Source organism: Paenibacillus sp. FSL R10-2734 (genome assembly GCF_037963865.1).
GTDB lineage: Bacteria > Bacillota > Bacilli > Paenibacillales > Paenibacillaceae > Paenibacillus_AQ.
The window spans coordinates 3,687,577-3,703,467 of sequence record NZ_CP150170.1 but is presented as its reverse complement, the minus strand read 5'-3'; the positions used below and the strand labels follow the sequence as shown (position 1 = coordinate 3,703,467).

Sequence of the window (15,891 nt, the reverse complement as noted above, 5' to 3'; positions counted from 1 at the left end):
TACCGCCATTGAATCAGCACATTACGATTGGTGAACTTTCAAAACTTATGAATGTATCTGTGCACCAAATTCGATATTTTGAAGAAAAAGAGATTCTATTTCCAGCCTATACCGATAGCAATCAATACCGGATGTACGGGATTAATGAGATTTATCAGTTGGCCCAAATCTTATTGCTCCGCAAATTGAACATACCAGTCGGCACAATTAACAAAAGTATGAATAGCTTCTCCACAAATGACTATCATCAGCTTATGAAGCAATCTCTAAGTAAAATTAGCTCTGAAATAAACCAGTTAATGTTGTTGCAGCAGTTTTTTCAAAAGATACTTAAGGAACACGAGCACTCCGACATTCTAGAAGACAAATATCACATTAAACAATTGGATACTCGTCATTTAAAAAAGTGGATGGAACTACAGCAAGATGAGTCACTCACCGCTCGAAGTCTGTATGAAAAAAAACCGCAACTGTCTCATTTATTTGAAACAGATCTGCATTATTTATACGATTCTGAACATATCACCTTATGTTATGAAAGCAATCACTCACCAGACATCATTCTAGAAAAAGGTAGTTACCTATATAAATCATTTTTCGTGACGGATGATCAGGATATTGAACGGGAGATTGCTCAACTGGAACACTATTTAACAGAGCATCACTATATAATTCAGGGACAATTGATCCTATTGGAAAAATCATATCTATCCATGTTCAACAATGACAAGCTTCATTATGAAATTCAAATTAAAATCAAGCATGACTCTGACGGTGTAGCATGATAAGTCTGAACAAGATTACAATAACTCGTTACCAAGAACAAGATCATAGAGCAGTGTGCAGTCTTTTAGTGGATGCGTTCCATGGTAAATTCCACTCCCTCATCCCACTGGCGGACGATGATATTACTGAACTACTCCTTGGACTCTGGGAGCATGATCAACACCCGGAATCATCACAACAATTCGTCGCCAAAGAAAATGGAGAAGTTGTCGGTACGCTCAGTTTAAAGTGGAAGAGCGCCCGATCGTCAGACAGAAGTAAAATAAAAACATCTCACCCTAGTCCCATTTCACAATTATTCAAGCAGTTTGGATATCTAAATGTATGCAAGTTAATGGCCGGATTATATTTTTTGAATTATCAACCGCGGGCAAAAGAATGTTATATCGAGCACTTGGCCGTTCGTTCTAGCCACCGCAATAAAGGAATCGGCAAGCAGTTGCTTAGTTGGGCAATAGATTTTGTAAACAGTCATTCCGAAGTGAACAAATTAACGCTACATGTTGCTGAAAATAATAAACGAGCCATTGACATGTACCGACAGATGGACTTTGGTATCAATCAATCTAACTATAGCGGGATTAGACACCTACTATTTAAAGAGGCTAATTGGCATTATATGACGTGGAGTTTACCGCTACACCCTAGGAGTTCAATAAATGAAAACAAACATTAAATTCACCGCATGGATAATCACTGGTTTAATGTTAGCTTCCGTCTTATTCGTATTAAAGCAGCACTCCTATGCAATGGCTGAGCAAAGGATAGAAATTGAAACTGCTCATGGTAAGCTAACAGGAACTTTAATACTGCCAGAAAAATACTCTGGAACCGTTGGGCTAGTAGTATTTGTTCATGGTGATGGTCCCATAAATGACACATACGATGATGGATATAAACCTTTGTGGGAGAAATTCGCATCTGCCGGATATGCTTCGTTGTCTCTTAACAAGCCTGGTATTGATGGCTCATCTGGTAACTGGTTAGAACAAAGTATGGAAGATCGTGCTCAGGAAACGATATCAGCGATTAACTGGGCGAAGTCCTTGCCGATGATTGATACGCAATCTATTGGTTTGTGGGGAGCAAGTCAAGCCGGATGGGTGATTCCCAAGATTGTAAGAGAAGTTCCTGATATCGCGTTCAGTATTCTTGTATCGCCTGCCGTGAACTGGATTTCTCAAGGTAAATACAATACAAGATTAGAAATGAAACAACAAGGCTTCTCAGAATATGAGATCCAAGCGAAAGAACATGATAACGCTCAAGTCTTACAATTACTTAATGAACGAGCATCTTATGAAGATTACTTGCGAATTGCAGATTCCGAGGATTTGATTTCAAGAGAAAGATGGACATTTATCACCAAAAATTATCAGTCTGATGCTACTGAAGAACTTAGTTACTTCAATGCTCCTGTCCATTTAGTACTTGGCGGTCAGGATATCAATGTAGATATTGAGGAAACCGAACGTATTTACCGTGAAAAAATACCTGCCAGCTTACTCTCAGTCTCTTATTTTCCCAACGCTGATCACTCTATGCTGTCAAAGAAGAATGCCGCTTCTCCCTTAAGGGCTTATTTAACCGCTGTTTTCTTTCCTCGACAATTGCTGGACGATCAATATTTAAATAACCTAACCCAATTTATTAAGACTCACTCTTTATAAAAAAAGCCCCTCCCCTCGGTCATCATCACGTTCTAGATGACTTTGGGGATGGTCTTTTTCGAAATCAGCCGTTATTTAGTTATACAAGTTCACTTCACGCACAGACCACCAGCTTGAAGCTGTTCCCGTCTGCACCACTTTGATGTATCTCGCGTTCTGAGCCGCAAACGTTGCCGTTACAACCGGACCACTACCGTTACCACTTGCCACAGCATTGCCCCAATTCGTTCCGTCATTCGAAACGTACACTTCATAAGCACGGGCATAGTCCAGATCGCTACCTGTAGAATCCATCACGATCTGACTAATGGTCTTCACCGCCTTCATGTCTACGGTAAATGATTGCCCTGGCACCATCGCTGTTCCGGTACTCCAGCGGGTACCCATGTTGCCATCTAGCAGATTAGCTGGCACATCTCCACTTGTCGGCGAAGAACTCGCCGTCCAGCCTGATCGATCAAGTGCAACCGCTGTGCCTCCACCTCCTGCCTGAGTTGTAGCGGTAGCCGTGTTGCTCGCTGCTGATACATTTCCGGCTGCATCCTTCGCTTTAACCGTGTAGCTGTAAGCAGTCGCAGCCGTCAATCCAGTGTCGCTGTAAGATGTTGTTACTGTGTTCCCCACTAAACTGCCTCCGCGATAAATCTCATAACCAGTAACACCCACATTGTCGGTCGAAGCAGTCCAGCTCAGGTTGACTCCGCTGCTTGAAACTGCTGTCGCTGTCAAATTCACTGGGGTGCTCGGTGCTTGGGTATCGACAGAGCCGTTACCCGAATATTCAGAAAAGGTCTGTCTCATCGCTTCCGCAGGGGAATTAGCATATACTTTGCCCCCAACATTATTGATGATATGCGTAATTTCGCTACCTACCGTACCGGATAACCAGATCGATGTAGCATGATGGATCTTCACACCGGGAACATTAGGAACCTCAATCGCACTTTCGAGCTTCACTGGTGCATCTCTGAAGAATGAATACACCCCAAGCCCCCATGCCTCATGGCTAGTTACATTGTCCGCCACTTTATAGGAAGCATATCCATTTACCGTACCGTTCTTACTCATCCAGCTCGATTGATTCGGAACATCATATGGAATTTCGGATTGATAGAAATACACTCGGCCTCCGTTACCGTTCCATAAGGTCTGGTATTCATTATGATGTTCATTAAACAAACCATAAATCGTCACATTGTTTCCATTTACAACAAGCCCATTCTTCGAGACATTTGACGTCCAGCCGGCACCCGCACCATGATCCGCACGCCATATCCAGAGCTGATCAGCAATAACATCATTACTGTTGATCTTTAGACTGATATCATTTTTTCCTGAGGATGACCCTCCTGTTCTAAAGGTCAGATCGTGAAGTGATGTTGGATTTGCAGCATGATTCAACACGCTACCGCTGGATCCAACTTCCAGCAGAGTAGGTGAATTTACTGGACCTGCATCAAAAGTAAGACCTGCGATCTTCACTCCGTCTTCATCACCGACTGACATGACCGCTTTACCATTGTCTGGAATCAACGTAGGAATACCAATACCGAGCACGACGGTATTCGCCTTCGTTATCCGGATCGTATCACTTAAATGATAGATTCCTGGTGTGAACAGAAGATGTTTTCCCTGGTTAAGTGCGGAATTAATATCCGCTGCGCTCGATGTATTGGGTTGAGCGATATAAAACTGATCTATAGAAATCGATTGTCCCGGTGTCTGGCCGTTTGCCCAACTGACACCCTGCGTATTGTTTTGTAATGAAGGTACAAACACTTGGTACTGACCTGCACCGTTAATATAAAGATACGGCTTCTCTCGTATGACTGGCGTTCTATCTACAACTGTATACGGTGGATCTGGAAATTGACCTGTCGGCGGATTCGTTACGCCTACAAATACCATATTCCAAACGCCGTTCGACCAGCTTCCCCACTGGCTGTTGCGTGAGAACCACTGCTGCTGTGAAGCAGGAACAACTGCATTGTCTACGATAGAATCGGCAAGAAATCCTCCGCTGGCCCATCCGGCATTCCAATTTGAATCGAAATCAAAAAGATCTAGCTGACCTTTGATGTGTAATCTACGAAGAGGGGCCGCCTGAGAAACAGCGATTTGTGTGGTTCCACTTGAAGGAGTAATCGAGAGGTTCTCAACAGTTCGCCAGAAATTTCGGGTGGCATTCCCATTATCCCAATCAGCATTAATATTCAATCCCCCAGTGATGTTAACATCATTAGGATTTTGGCCGAGACCGGACACTTGTGTATAGAAGCCTACGTTAAAGTTGACGTTGTATACACCCGGCTTAAAAAGAAATGCTTTTCTATCACTACTGAATTCATTGGATTCCAAGGTGTTAAATACGGATGACGTAATATTCTGAATGTCTGTAGTGGACATCGTTGGATCAAATACGTATACATTAGGACCAAAAATAGACGTATTTGCTTCACTAATTGGCGCTGCATCGGTAACGGCAGGGTTAATCGTAGATATACTTACTGCAATAGCAAGTGCGGAGACGGTAGAGACAACTTTTTTTAACATGCAGTTAATTCCTCCTCTTTTTAAGCATAATGGACTTCGTCTCAAACCCTGTGGCAGCCTATTCCGCTAGCAAGTCATTACATATTCTTCAATCCTCCTAAATTCAATTGATAGCGTTTACTTTAAGCTAACTTCTTTACTCTAAATCCGGTTTTCAATCTAGGAAATACCCTAAAATGGTTTAAAATACCAAAATTTTAACTTTTTACGATCTACTTCTGGATCATCCATACTGTAACAGAGGTCCATAGATACCAATATTTAGTGGTGCATACTAATATCCTTGTGAATATGTTTCTAAACGTCCGGAGATATTGCATCCTTATTCAAGCTCAAGTACAATCATTTTCGTAATTATGTATCCGTTTACATTTATAGGAGAGGTACGGTGGTGTGACCAGATGATTGGATAAAGACTGCATTCTCAAATCATGAGGATTATAAGGACAAGAGAATCTCAAGGAGGAATACGAGTGTATAAACGAAGTAAATTCCAACGGATTATAGCTATGATGCTTTGCTCGGTGATGCTTTTCGGCTTTACCGCCTATTTTGCTGCTACTCCTGCACAAGCTGCTGTTTCCGAGCTTCTATCTCTAAGAAAACAAGTCCTTGCCTCATCAACTGAAGGTGATAACTCAACGGAACGGGCCGTAGACGGTAATATTAGTTCACGTTGGGCAAGTGTTTGGCAAATGGACCCACAATGGATCTATGTTGACCTGGGTTCGATTGCGAATATTAATCGTGTTTATTTAAGCTGGGAAGGGGCTTTTGCCAAAGCTTACAAAATTCAAGTATCGAGTGATGCAAACACTTGGACCGATATTTATTCTACTGCTTCAGGTAATGGCGGAATTAATGATCTGACCAATCTTTCAGGTACAGGAAGATATGTACGTGTGTATTGCACACAACGAGCTTTAGCGGATTATGGATATTCATTATACGAATTCCAGGTTTACGGGCAATTTACGACACCACAACCTCCAACACCGGTAAATATTGCTGTGAACAAACCTGTAACTGCTTCTACGTGGGAAGTTCCAAACTGGTCAACAGACCCTGGTATTGTATCTGCAGTAAAAGCGAACGATGGTGATTACACAACCCGCTGGGCGTCAGAGGCCTGGGATCCTCAATCCATAAGCATCGATTTAGGCAGCGTGCACACCATCGGCACCGTTATCCTGAATTGGGAATCAGCCTACGGTAAGTCCTATGACATTCAGGTATCCAATGACGGAAACAACTGGACGACAGTATATCGACAGTTATATGGACGCGGCGGAGTTGAAACGATAAAATTTAAATCTGATGGGCGATATATCAGAATGGACGGTTTTGCAAGAGGATCAGCCTTCGGCTACTCTCTGTATGAATTTGAAGTCTATGATTATGTGAATGGCGATCCTGTCCCGGCGCCTCATATCCCTGATAAACCTGTTCCAGAAATCGTAAATGTAGCTGCCGGAAGCTACAAAACAAATGACATCACCACCTATACCCCTACCTTTCCGGAATACAAAACAGCCAATGTAACAGGACCAATACCTTCGGGCGGATGGTGGCAGTCTATTCTAATCAAACGCTTAAGTGATGGACTAGTAGCTCTACCTCTCCGAACGCAATATACGGATCAAGGTCTGAGTGTCATGAATCCCGGAGCTGGATTTGTGTCTGCGGATGGAAAAACCGTCAGTACTGCCGGCGCACCTGACTTCTATCTTATGGCGAATAATATTAATCCGCTGAACATGTCTTCAAAAGTAGACGGTTATGGGGATTATTCTGTAAGAGCCGTTTTGAGTGACGACAATACATTTAAGATGAAGACTACACTAGTGAAAGGGTCTCCTTATTTTTATAATGAATTTACAGATCCAAACGCTCCCTTCCTAGTATTAAATGGCACTTCCACTCGCTTCTTTGACGATAATAATGCAACGGTTATAGCCGCCGATGGATCTTCTATTACTGCCGATCATATTGGGGTCGAAATCACCAACGTCGACAGTGGAGGCAACAACAAAACAAGATCCTATGGATTGTTTGCTCCAGCAGGCACACTTTTCAAGCGAGAAGCTGGTAAACTTACGATTCATCTAGGCAACAAGGAAAAATACCTCTCCATCGGCACCCTACCTGCAAATGACAAGCTAAACTACTATCATCAGCATGCTTACGCTTTCGTTACGGATACTAAGGCCAGTTACAATGTTCAAGACGAAACCGGTTCAGTCGTGACAACCTATAATTCAGCGGTGCTGCTTAAACGCAGTGGCTTCTCGTCCGACACTTTAATGGCGCTTTTGCCGAACCAATGGAAATCTATTACTTCAGCCACCTCATTGACCGCACTTACTTATCCATCCATCCGAGGAACAATGAAAGTTCATGAAGGGAATACCTTCTTCACCGATAATAAATTCACAGGCATTATCCCTCAATTTGGTGAACCAACAGGTTCCAGTTCTTACAACAGAGCGGTAGCCATCAGTTATCTTAATACCATGAATGAGATGCTTGAGAATAACTACATGTGGGATGACCCTTATTGGGAAGGTAAGAACCTGCAACCTCTCGCCCAAGGGATACTCATTGCAGATCAGCTTGGTGAAACTGCGATCCGCGATAAGTCTTTATCTATTTTGAAAAAAATCTTAACTAACTGGTATACCTACAGCGGCGGATGGCCGGATGACTACCCTTATTACCTTTATTACACATCAGAATGGGGTGCTATGCAGGGAGATGGCGGAGACCACGGGATGGCCAAATGGATGTCCGACCATCATTATGTCTGGGGTTATTACATTTACGCTTCTGCGATTCTAGGCACCTATGACAAAGATTTTGTGAACAACTACGGCGGGATCGTTGAGCATCTGATTCGAGATGTAGGAAATCCTTCACGCACAGATTCCATGTATCCATTCATGCGAGCATTTGATCCTTATGAAGGTGTATCGTGGGCTGGAGGTTATGGTGACAGCTACGACGGCAACAATCAGGAAGCTACGTCTGAAGCCCTGTTCGCGTATGCAGGTGAATATCTATGGGGGGTAATGACAAACAACAAAGCCTTCCGCGATGCCGGAATGTGGGTGTACGCACTCGAAACGAATTCCGTCATGCAATACTGGTTCAATTATGACCAGGATAACTGGCTTCCTGACTATAACCATGGCGTCGTTGGGCAAGTATATGGCAGCAAGAACTACTATGGCACTTATTTTGCTGCCGCTGCTGATAACATTTATGGCATTCAGTTTTTACCAACCGCACCTTACATGTCTTATCTGGGTCTTCGGCCTGATGCGGCAGGCAGAGTCTATAATGCGTTTAAGGCAGATAAAGGCGGCCCAGAAACCGGCTGGTATCATATCATTTGGCCATTCGAGGCACTCAGCAATGCTCAAGATGCACTCTCGAAATGGGATCCCATCAAAATTGCGAACGATGATAATAATGGTAAAAAAGAATGGGCAAACACATACTGGTTCCTCCATGCTATGAATGCTTTTGGTACACGTTCAGCAGATCTTTGGTCCTCTAACTGGTCGACTTACCAAGTATTCAAGAAGAATGGAACCTATACGGCCAACATCTGGAATCCTACAGACGAGACTATTTATGCAGTCTTCCGGGATACAAGCGGTGATGTTGTAGGTACTGTGACCGTTCCTGCCAAGAAAACCGTGGTAGCTAACCCTGCCAACGGCATTCAACCGCCAACTTCTAATGACCAAGCAGCAACACCAAGCTTCAGTCCAGAAGGTGGAACTTATTCGTCGGTTCAATCGGTGGTTATCTCCAGTCCTACAGTTGGGGCAAACATCCGTTATACAACGGACGGAAGTGAACCTACCGCAGCATCACCGAAATATGTTTCTCCTATTTCGGTGACTCATAATATGACGCTCAAGGCTAAAGCATTCAAGGAGCTAATGAAAGAATCTGCAACTGCGAGCGCGACTTACGTAATTAATGTGGCTGCACAAGTCGCTCAACCTGTTATAACACCTGCGACCGGAACTTTTACTGAAGCACAAAACGTGTCAATCACTAGCAGTACAAGAGGTGCAAGCATCCGTTACACCACTGATGGCACGACGCCTTCAGCTAGTAGTGGTACTCTCTATTCTGGTCCATTTAATGTGCCAGTGACAACTACCATAAAAGCTATTGCATCTAAAACAGGTATGACGGATTCTATTATTTCATCGTCCGTAGTCACAATCATTCCGAGTTCATCAAATCTAGCTTTGAACAAATCGGCTGACGCCACCAGCGCTCAAGGCGGAAATACGGCATCGGCAGCGTTTGACGGTGACATATCCACTCGATGGGAATCAGATTTCAGTGATCCGCAATCGATTCGTGTGGATCTCGGGTCGAGCTACAGCATTACAGGTGTTAAGCTTAACTGGGAGACCGCAGCTGGGAAGGACTACAACATTCAAGTATCCTCTGATGGGACGAACTGGATAGATGCCTATACGAAGACCGGAGGAACGGGTGGAATCGAGAACATTACCTTTACAACACCGGTAAACGGACAGTACGTTCGAATGTCCGGCACGGCAAGAACAACAGGTTACGGGTACTCCCTCTGGGAATTCGAAATCTATGGTTCTGAAGCTGTTAATCAAGTAGCCCAGCCTGAATTCAGTCCAGCAAGCGGTGTCTATACTTCAGCGCAGAACGTTACTCTAACATCCGCAACTCCGGGTGCTACGATTAAGTACACCACCGATGACAGCACGCCAGATTCTAACTCTGCGACATACAGTAATCCTTTTTCAGTATCCAGTACTACTGTTGTCAAAGCCATAGCGATCAAATCTGGAATGTCAGACTCCAATGTTGCAAGCAGCATCTTTACGATCAATTTACCTGCTGGAAATGCTATACCAGGTAAGATCGAAGCTGAAAGCTACGTTGCTATGAATGGCATACAAACGGAGGAAAGTTCCGAAGGGACTTTGAATGTAAGCTACACCGATAACGGGGACTGGATGGATTATACGGTAACTGTTGCGACTGCTGGAACTTATACCGTTGATTTTCGATTAGCTAGTCCTTACAACAATACGCAGCTTCAGTTAATGAAGGGTTCGGATGTATTGGCTCTTATAACCGCATCTAATACGGGAAGCTTCCAGACCTGGCAAACGGTATCTGCTACCGTCACATTAAGTGCTGGAACTCAAACCCTTCGTGTTTATGCTTTAACGAATGGATGGAATTTCAACTACATGAACTTCAGATAATACAAAAAGGAGACCGACTTTTGGGTTTAAGCCCAATCGCCGTTCTCCTTTTTTATTGCTATGTATCGAATTCAATTAAGCGTAAACGGAGTGTCATTAACTCATATCCTCCCTCTCATCCCTTGTATACAGCGGTACATGGGGTATTGATTATAGCTGTACTTTTCTGCGATAACGTATAATCTCGGATGATCAGACTTAAACTTTCGTCAAAAATCGGTCAAATAAGGAGAGGTTTTAATCATTGAGAACACATCAACGCTTGTTAGCCATGCTGGTAACCTTCCTACTCTTGGTTTCATCTTTTCCACCATCCATGTTTGCAGAGGAGGTCAATGATCCTTATGATGGGATAATTAACATTCAAAGTGAATGGCCTTGGGCATTTAGCGCCTTCGGTGGAAATACAACGCCAGCTAAGAACCCCGAGCCTGTTGCTCAGGATCAGACCTCGGTAACAATGACTACTTACGGCGGTAAAATCTCCAGCAGCGATGAAGGATTATCTTTTTACTACAAAGAGATCCCTGTTGACGCTAACTTCGAACTAAAAGCAAAAGCTACAGTCACTTCATTTAATAGCAATAGCAGCGTTAGTACGCCTAATCAGAAATCCTTCGGACTTATGTTAAGAGATACCATTGGAATAAACGGCGATTCTAGCACGATAACGTCTAACTACGTAGCGGTTGGTGCGTTAGATCAGGTGATGAAAGGTTTTTATAAAAAAACAACACAAGCAAAGCTCACTCCATTTAGCGTTATCAACGCCCCTGCTGCGGGTGAAGCCTATGATCTCAGCATAAAAAAATCGGGCAATACTTATCTACTTAGTATCGATGACCAAACCGAAATTGTGACCCTGAACGATACGTTCACTGATTCAATCTTTGCAGGGCTTTACGTAGCTAGAGATGCAACCGTAACTTTTAGCGAAGTAGACATCAAGGTCGAGTCCAAAACAGTCTCCAGCTTAGTTGCTGATGCAAGTGCGATGACCAAAACCTCCTATCTGGTCGGTGAACCTCTTGATTTGACTGGACTAGTCGTTAAAGCTATTTTTTCTGATCATAGTGAAGCTGTTTTATCCTCTTCTGATTATATTGTGACTGGCTTTGATAGCAGTAAGGTTGGGGAAAATACAGTAACAATTAATTATAACGGTGCTTCCGCAAAAATAATTCTTCAAATCGTTCCGTTAACTATGACCTCATTAACCGTCAAGTATGATCCAGCAAAAACCATCTATTATCCAGGGGATACGTTTGATCCAGACGGTCTTGTTCTTGCTGCCAATTATAATGATGGTTTCTTAACTAAAGAACTGATTAGTGATCTCTACTCACTCTCTATTAACGAACAACCGGTATCGGATAAAGCACCTTATCTGTTTACACAGTCGGGCTCATATGAGGTAACCATTATTTCAACAGAGGCGCCTGCAGTCACCACTAGTTTTAATGTGGAAGTGAAAGCTGCTACCCTATCCAGTATAGAAATTCAAAATGAGCCTAAGCAAACGGTCTATTACATCGGTGATTCTATCAAACTAGAAGGACTTGTCCTTTATGCTCATTATTCTGATGGCACTCAAATACGACTCATGAAAAATGAATATATCGTCTCTTCGCTCGATACCTTGACTCCGGGAGATAAAAAAATCACTGTAACTCATAAAGGATTAACCGCTTCTTTCCAAGTTGAGGTTAAAATTAAGAAGCTCGTTGGTATCGAAGTAACCAGCTATCCAGCAACGACTTTCTTTTTAAACGATGAATTTGACAGCAACAATTTAATCGTATCTAAGGTCTATGACAACTCGAATAGAGAAGTTCTTAGTAGCTACACCCTCGACTCCTCTCAGTTCGATAACAAAAAGGTAGGAGTTTATGAAATCGGCATAATCCCTGCGGATTCATCCCTTAAGCCGATTACGTATTCTGTCACAGTCAGGGAAAAGATTGTGCCCGTATGGCATAGTATCCAATTCGGTCAATCCACTTCAACCGCTAATAACCAGACCATTCTAAAAGAAGATGGGTCGATAGAGCTCATCGCTCTGGAAGGCGGCGGCAAGGTTACCGAAGACCATGATGGCATCACCTTCTATTACACCGAGCTCGATGCATCAGAGGATAATTTCATTCTGTCAGCAGATATCCAAGTGTTAGCTTTTGCAAAAAACCCCTATGACGGTCAAGAATCATTCGGCATGATGGCACGTGACGCGATTGGTACACCCGGAAATTCTAGTGTATTCGCCTCAAATATTGCTGCTATTGGTGCCTACAGCGGAGGTACAAGAAATGATCTTGGTACTCAGCTGTTTGTTCGATCCGGCGTTGAAAAATCTGATGGCACCGGGAGTAAAGGGATTCAAACGATCATGCTCAAAAAAGAACGTCCTGCACCTAACAACACAGCCCCTGTAGTCCCTTACCGTCTAACGCTTTCTAAGACGAATAGCGGCTTTAAGGGTCTGCTGAATAATGGTCAGGAATCTATAATCTTTACGCCAGATATCCTTAAGGTTCAAGATTCCAAGATGTATGTCGGCTTTTATGCAGCTCGGCTAGCTACGATCAATATCAGTAATATCCAGTTAACGGTGACTTCAGCGGCTACGGACTCACCCAAAGTTGAACCACCATCAGCGCCGGTTACACCAAGCATAAGCATATTATCCCTTAGCAAGACTTCAGCTCCAGCGTATCCAATGATTGTGCGCCCTAATGTCAATGGAACAGTAACTTTGAAGCAAGGATCTACGATCATCGCGCAGGATATTGAAGTTGAAGCCAATAAACTACTCACTATTCCAGCAACGCTTGCGAATTTAGGAGATACGAACTTCAGTATTACTTTTTTACCAGACGATACTCAATATTTGACCTCATATGATAAAATCGTTCATAACTTCACAGTCACAATGAATAGCTACCGTGAGGATGAAGATATTTATGTATCTCCAACCGGAACTAGTACTGGTGATGGAACGATAGATCTCCCGCTTGATATCGACACAGCGATTGATTTCGTCAAGCCAGGTCAACACATTATCGTACTTGATGGTCGTTATGTGCAGAAATCACCACTCCAAATTAAAAAGTACAATGACGGTAAAGCAACCGCAAAGAAATATTTGGAGGCTGCACCAGACGCACGTCCGATAATTGATTTTGACAAAAAAACAGAAGGTGTCCTTCTCAGCGGGAACTATTGGCATGTGAAGGGTCTAGATATCACCCGCTCGGCTGGTAATACAAAGGGCTTTACTGTTGGGGGAAATCATAACATCGTAGAAAATAGTAGATTTTATGCAAATGGTGACACCGGTCTACAAATTAGCCGTACTGATGGAACAGCTCAAGAAATAGCTGAATGGCCATCTTACAACTTAATTCTGAACAGTACATCCTTTGATAACCGCGATCCATCCGACAATAATGCCGATGGTTTCGCAGCGAAATTGACTGCCGGTGTTGGTAATATTTTCAGAGGCTGCCTAGCACATAACAATATCGACGATGGCTGGGACTTGTACACCAAGGCAGGTTCAGGTACGATCGGCCCTGTATTGATTGAGAATAGTGCTGCCTTTAACAACGGATTCTTAACGGATGGAACCGTAGGTGCTGGTGACAAGAATGGATTTAAACTGGGTGGTGAAGGCATTTACGTCACTCATACCATCCGAAATTCTATCGCCTTCGGCAATGGTGCATATGGTTTTACAAGCAACAGTAATCCAGGCGTTATTGCTATTAACAACATTGGGTTCAACAATGCACGTGGAAATCTGAGCTTTACGACTTATGATCATATTACAGCAGACTTTAAGATCGATGGCTTCAAATCCTACCGGACGAACAACATTGCGAAAGACCAGTATCCCTCCTCATTGGCGTCTGACAACAACTTTATGTATGACGGTACAACCTTAGCCAATAAGTCTGGTAAGCAGCTCACGGATTCAAACTTTGTCAGCTTACTACCGGTAAGTACTTATATGCGGGATACGGAGGGTAATGTCATCTGGGGGGACTTCCTGAAATTCATTCCTTTTGATGAGCCGGAGCCAAGCCCAACATCAAGTCCTACTTCTTCACCTAGTCCTACTTCTTCACCTAGTCCTACCAATTCACCGAGTCCGAACGCTACACCAGATCCGAACGCTTCACCAGTCCCGACCACTTCGCCGCGTCCGACTTCTTCATCGAGCTCAGGAAGTTCCGGCTCATCTGTTGGGGATTCAGCCACTACTGTACTCTTGTTGGATGGCAGTGTAAAGGTTGACCTACCTATTTCTATGGAAGCAGGAACCGCTAGCGCAATATTGAATGAATCCTCCTTTCAGAGGATAATTACACTAGCCAAGCCTAATTCAACTGGTAATACTACTGTCCGAATTCAGCTATCAGTTGATCCAGCCTCAGACATAAAGGAATATCAAATAACACTCCCTGCTACTGCATTTCATGCAGGAACTTCTTCCTTACAGCTTGAGATCAATTCATCGTTAGCTACCATCTTGTTAGCAGATAGTATTTTCCCGGCGAATATGATAGACAAAGTGAAGACTGTTACTTTGCTACTGAGAACGGTCGATACCGTAGGGAAAATACAAGAGATGTTAGGAGAAAGTTCTCTCATCGAATATGAGCTTCGCTTGGATGGAATAAAGATTCCTTTGAACACTCTACAATCAGCTATACAGATTGGACTTTCTCATCCAGCAGCAGTACCTGCATCGAACAATGCTTTTATTGTCGTGTGGAACATCGACGTTAACGAAAACATTCATCCATTATTAAATGGAGATTATGATGCAGTAAGGAAGCAGGCTATTTTCTCGACAACAGATTCTTTCGGCCAGTATGCAGCTGTCTACAATCACAAAACATTTAGGGATATCAATGATTCACATTGGGCGAAATTCGTAGTAGAAGTGCTAACATCTAAGGGCGTCATTAACGGCATATCAGACACAGAATTCAAACCTGATCAGGCGATTACTCGCGCAGATTTCGCACTTTTATTAGTTAGAATTTTGGGACTCACTAAAGTAGATGAGATTGGCTTCTCCGATGTGTCACCGAGCGATTACTTTTACGAGGGACTTATGATTGCTCAGAAATCAGGAATCGTTAACGGTCAAACGGATGGACGTTATCAACCGCATGAATCTATCTCTAGACAAGAGATGTTTGTTATGGTGGCTAGAGCACTGAAGGCAGCAGGAAAGTTGAGTTCTACGCCTTCATCATCTACATCACTAGTTGACTTTACTGACCATGACCAAATCTCTCAATATGCAGCAGATGATGTAGCGGTGCTTGTAGCAGCAGGTCTAATTAAAGGGGACGCTCAGCAGCAGCTCATGCCAACTACCCATTCCACACGTGCCGAAGCGGCCATGCTGATTTACAGAATTCTTATACAATAATAAATCCAAAATAGAGCACCTCAAAAATCATATCCATGTGGTTTTTGGGGTTCTTTTTTTGAGTCGTAACCTTGGAGTGGATACAATAGTTTGCTATTGACTTTACCCTAAGGGGAAGGTGCATAGTGGAATTGAACAAACCACCGAAATTCAAAGTTTA

The 15,891-nt window shown here is 43.2% G+C and carries 6 protein-coding genes; 5 read left to right on the top strand and 1 reads right to left on the bottom strand.

What is annotated here, in order from left to right:
* Positions 1–8 precede the first annotated feature (8 nt).
* The 3 genes from NSS67_RS16165 to NSS67_RS16155 are packed head-to-tail and all read left to right on the top strand — an operon-like array spanning position 9 to position 2,456.
* Positions 9–785 (top strand): MerR family transcriptional regulator, encoded by a 777-nt coding sequence (locus NSS67_RS16165; protein WP_339314237.1) that lies wholly within the window; start codon positions 9–11, stop codon positions 783–785.
* Positions 782–1,462: a GNAT family N-acetyltransferase gene (locus tag NSS67_RS16160; RefSeq protein ID WP_339314235.1), complete on the top strand. Its 681-nt coding sequence runs from the start codon at positions 782–784 to the stop codon at positions 1,460–1,462. The genes NSS67_RS16165 and NSS67_RS16160 overlap by 4 nt, the downstream gene beginning before the upstream one ends.
* On the top strand, positions 1,446–2,456 hold the full coding sequence (locus tag NSS67_RS16155) for a CocE/NonD family hydrolase (RefSeq protein WP_339314233.1): 1,011 nt from the start codon (positions 1,446–1,448) through the stop codon (positions 2,454–2,456). The genes NSS67_RS16160 and NSS67_RS16155 overlap by 17 nt, the downstream gene beginning before the upstream one ends.
* 75 nt (positions 2,457–2,531) lie before the next feature.
* Here NSS67_RS16155 and NSS67_RS16150 read toward each other — a convergent pair whose 3' ends face one another.
* Positions 2,532–5,009 carry a discoidin domain-containing protein gene (locus NSS67_RS16150; protein ID WP_339314231.1) on the bottom strand — a complete coding sequence of 826 codons (2,478 nt, stop codon included), beginning with the start codon at positions 5,007–5,009 and terminating at the stop codon, positions 2,532–2,534.
* 473 nt (positions 5,010–5,482) lie between these two features.
* Between NSS67_RS16150 and NSS67_RS16145 the strand changes: the two genes are divergently transcribed.
* Together NSS67_RS16145 and NSS67_RS16140 are read left to right on the top strand one after the other, a co-directional pair.
* Complete coding sequence (locus NSS67_RS16145) at positions 5,483–10,285, top strand: discoidin domain-containing protein (RefSeq protein ID WP_339314229.1); 4,803 nt, start codon at positions 5,483–5,485, stop codon at positions 10,283–10,285.
* Between the two features lie 244 nt (positions 10,286–10,529).
* A complete protein-coding gene (locus tag NSS67_RS16140) occupies positions 10,530–15,731 on the top strand; it encodes a bacterial Ig-like domain-containing protein (protein ID WP_339314227.1) in 5,202 nt (1,733 codons plus the stop codon).
* The last annotated feature ends 160 nt before the right edge of the window (positions 15,732–15,891 follow it).

Excerpts from the sequence above, each read along its gene's own strand:
- NSS67_RS16160 (WP_339314235.1), top strand. The coding sequence starts at position 782 with ATGATAAGTCTGAACAAGATTACAATAACTCGTTACCAAGAACAAGAT.
- NSS67_RS16155 (WP_339314233.1), top strand. The coding sequence starts at position 1,446 with ATGAAAACAAACATTAAATTCACCGCATGGATAATCACTGGTTTAATG.
- NSS67_RS16150 (WP_339314231.1), bottom strand. The coding sequence starts at position 5,009 with ATGTTAAAAAAAGTTGTCTCTACCGTCTCCGCACTTGCTATTGCAGTA.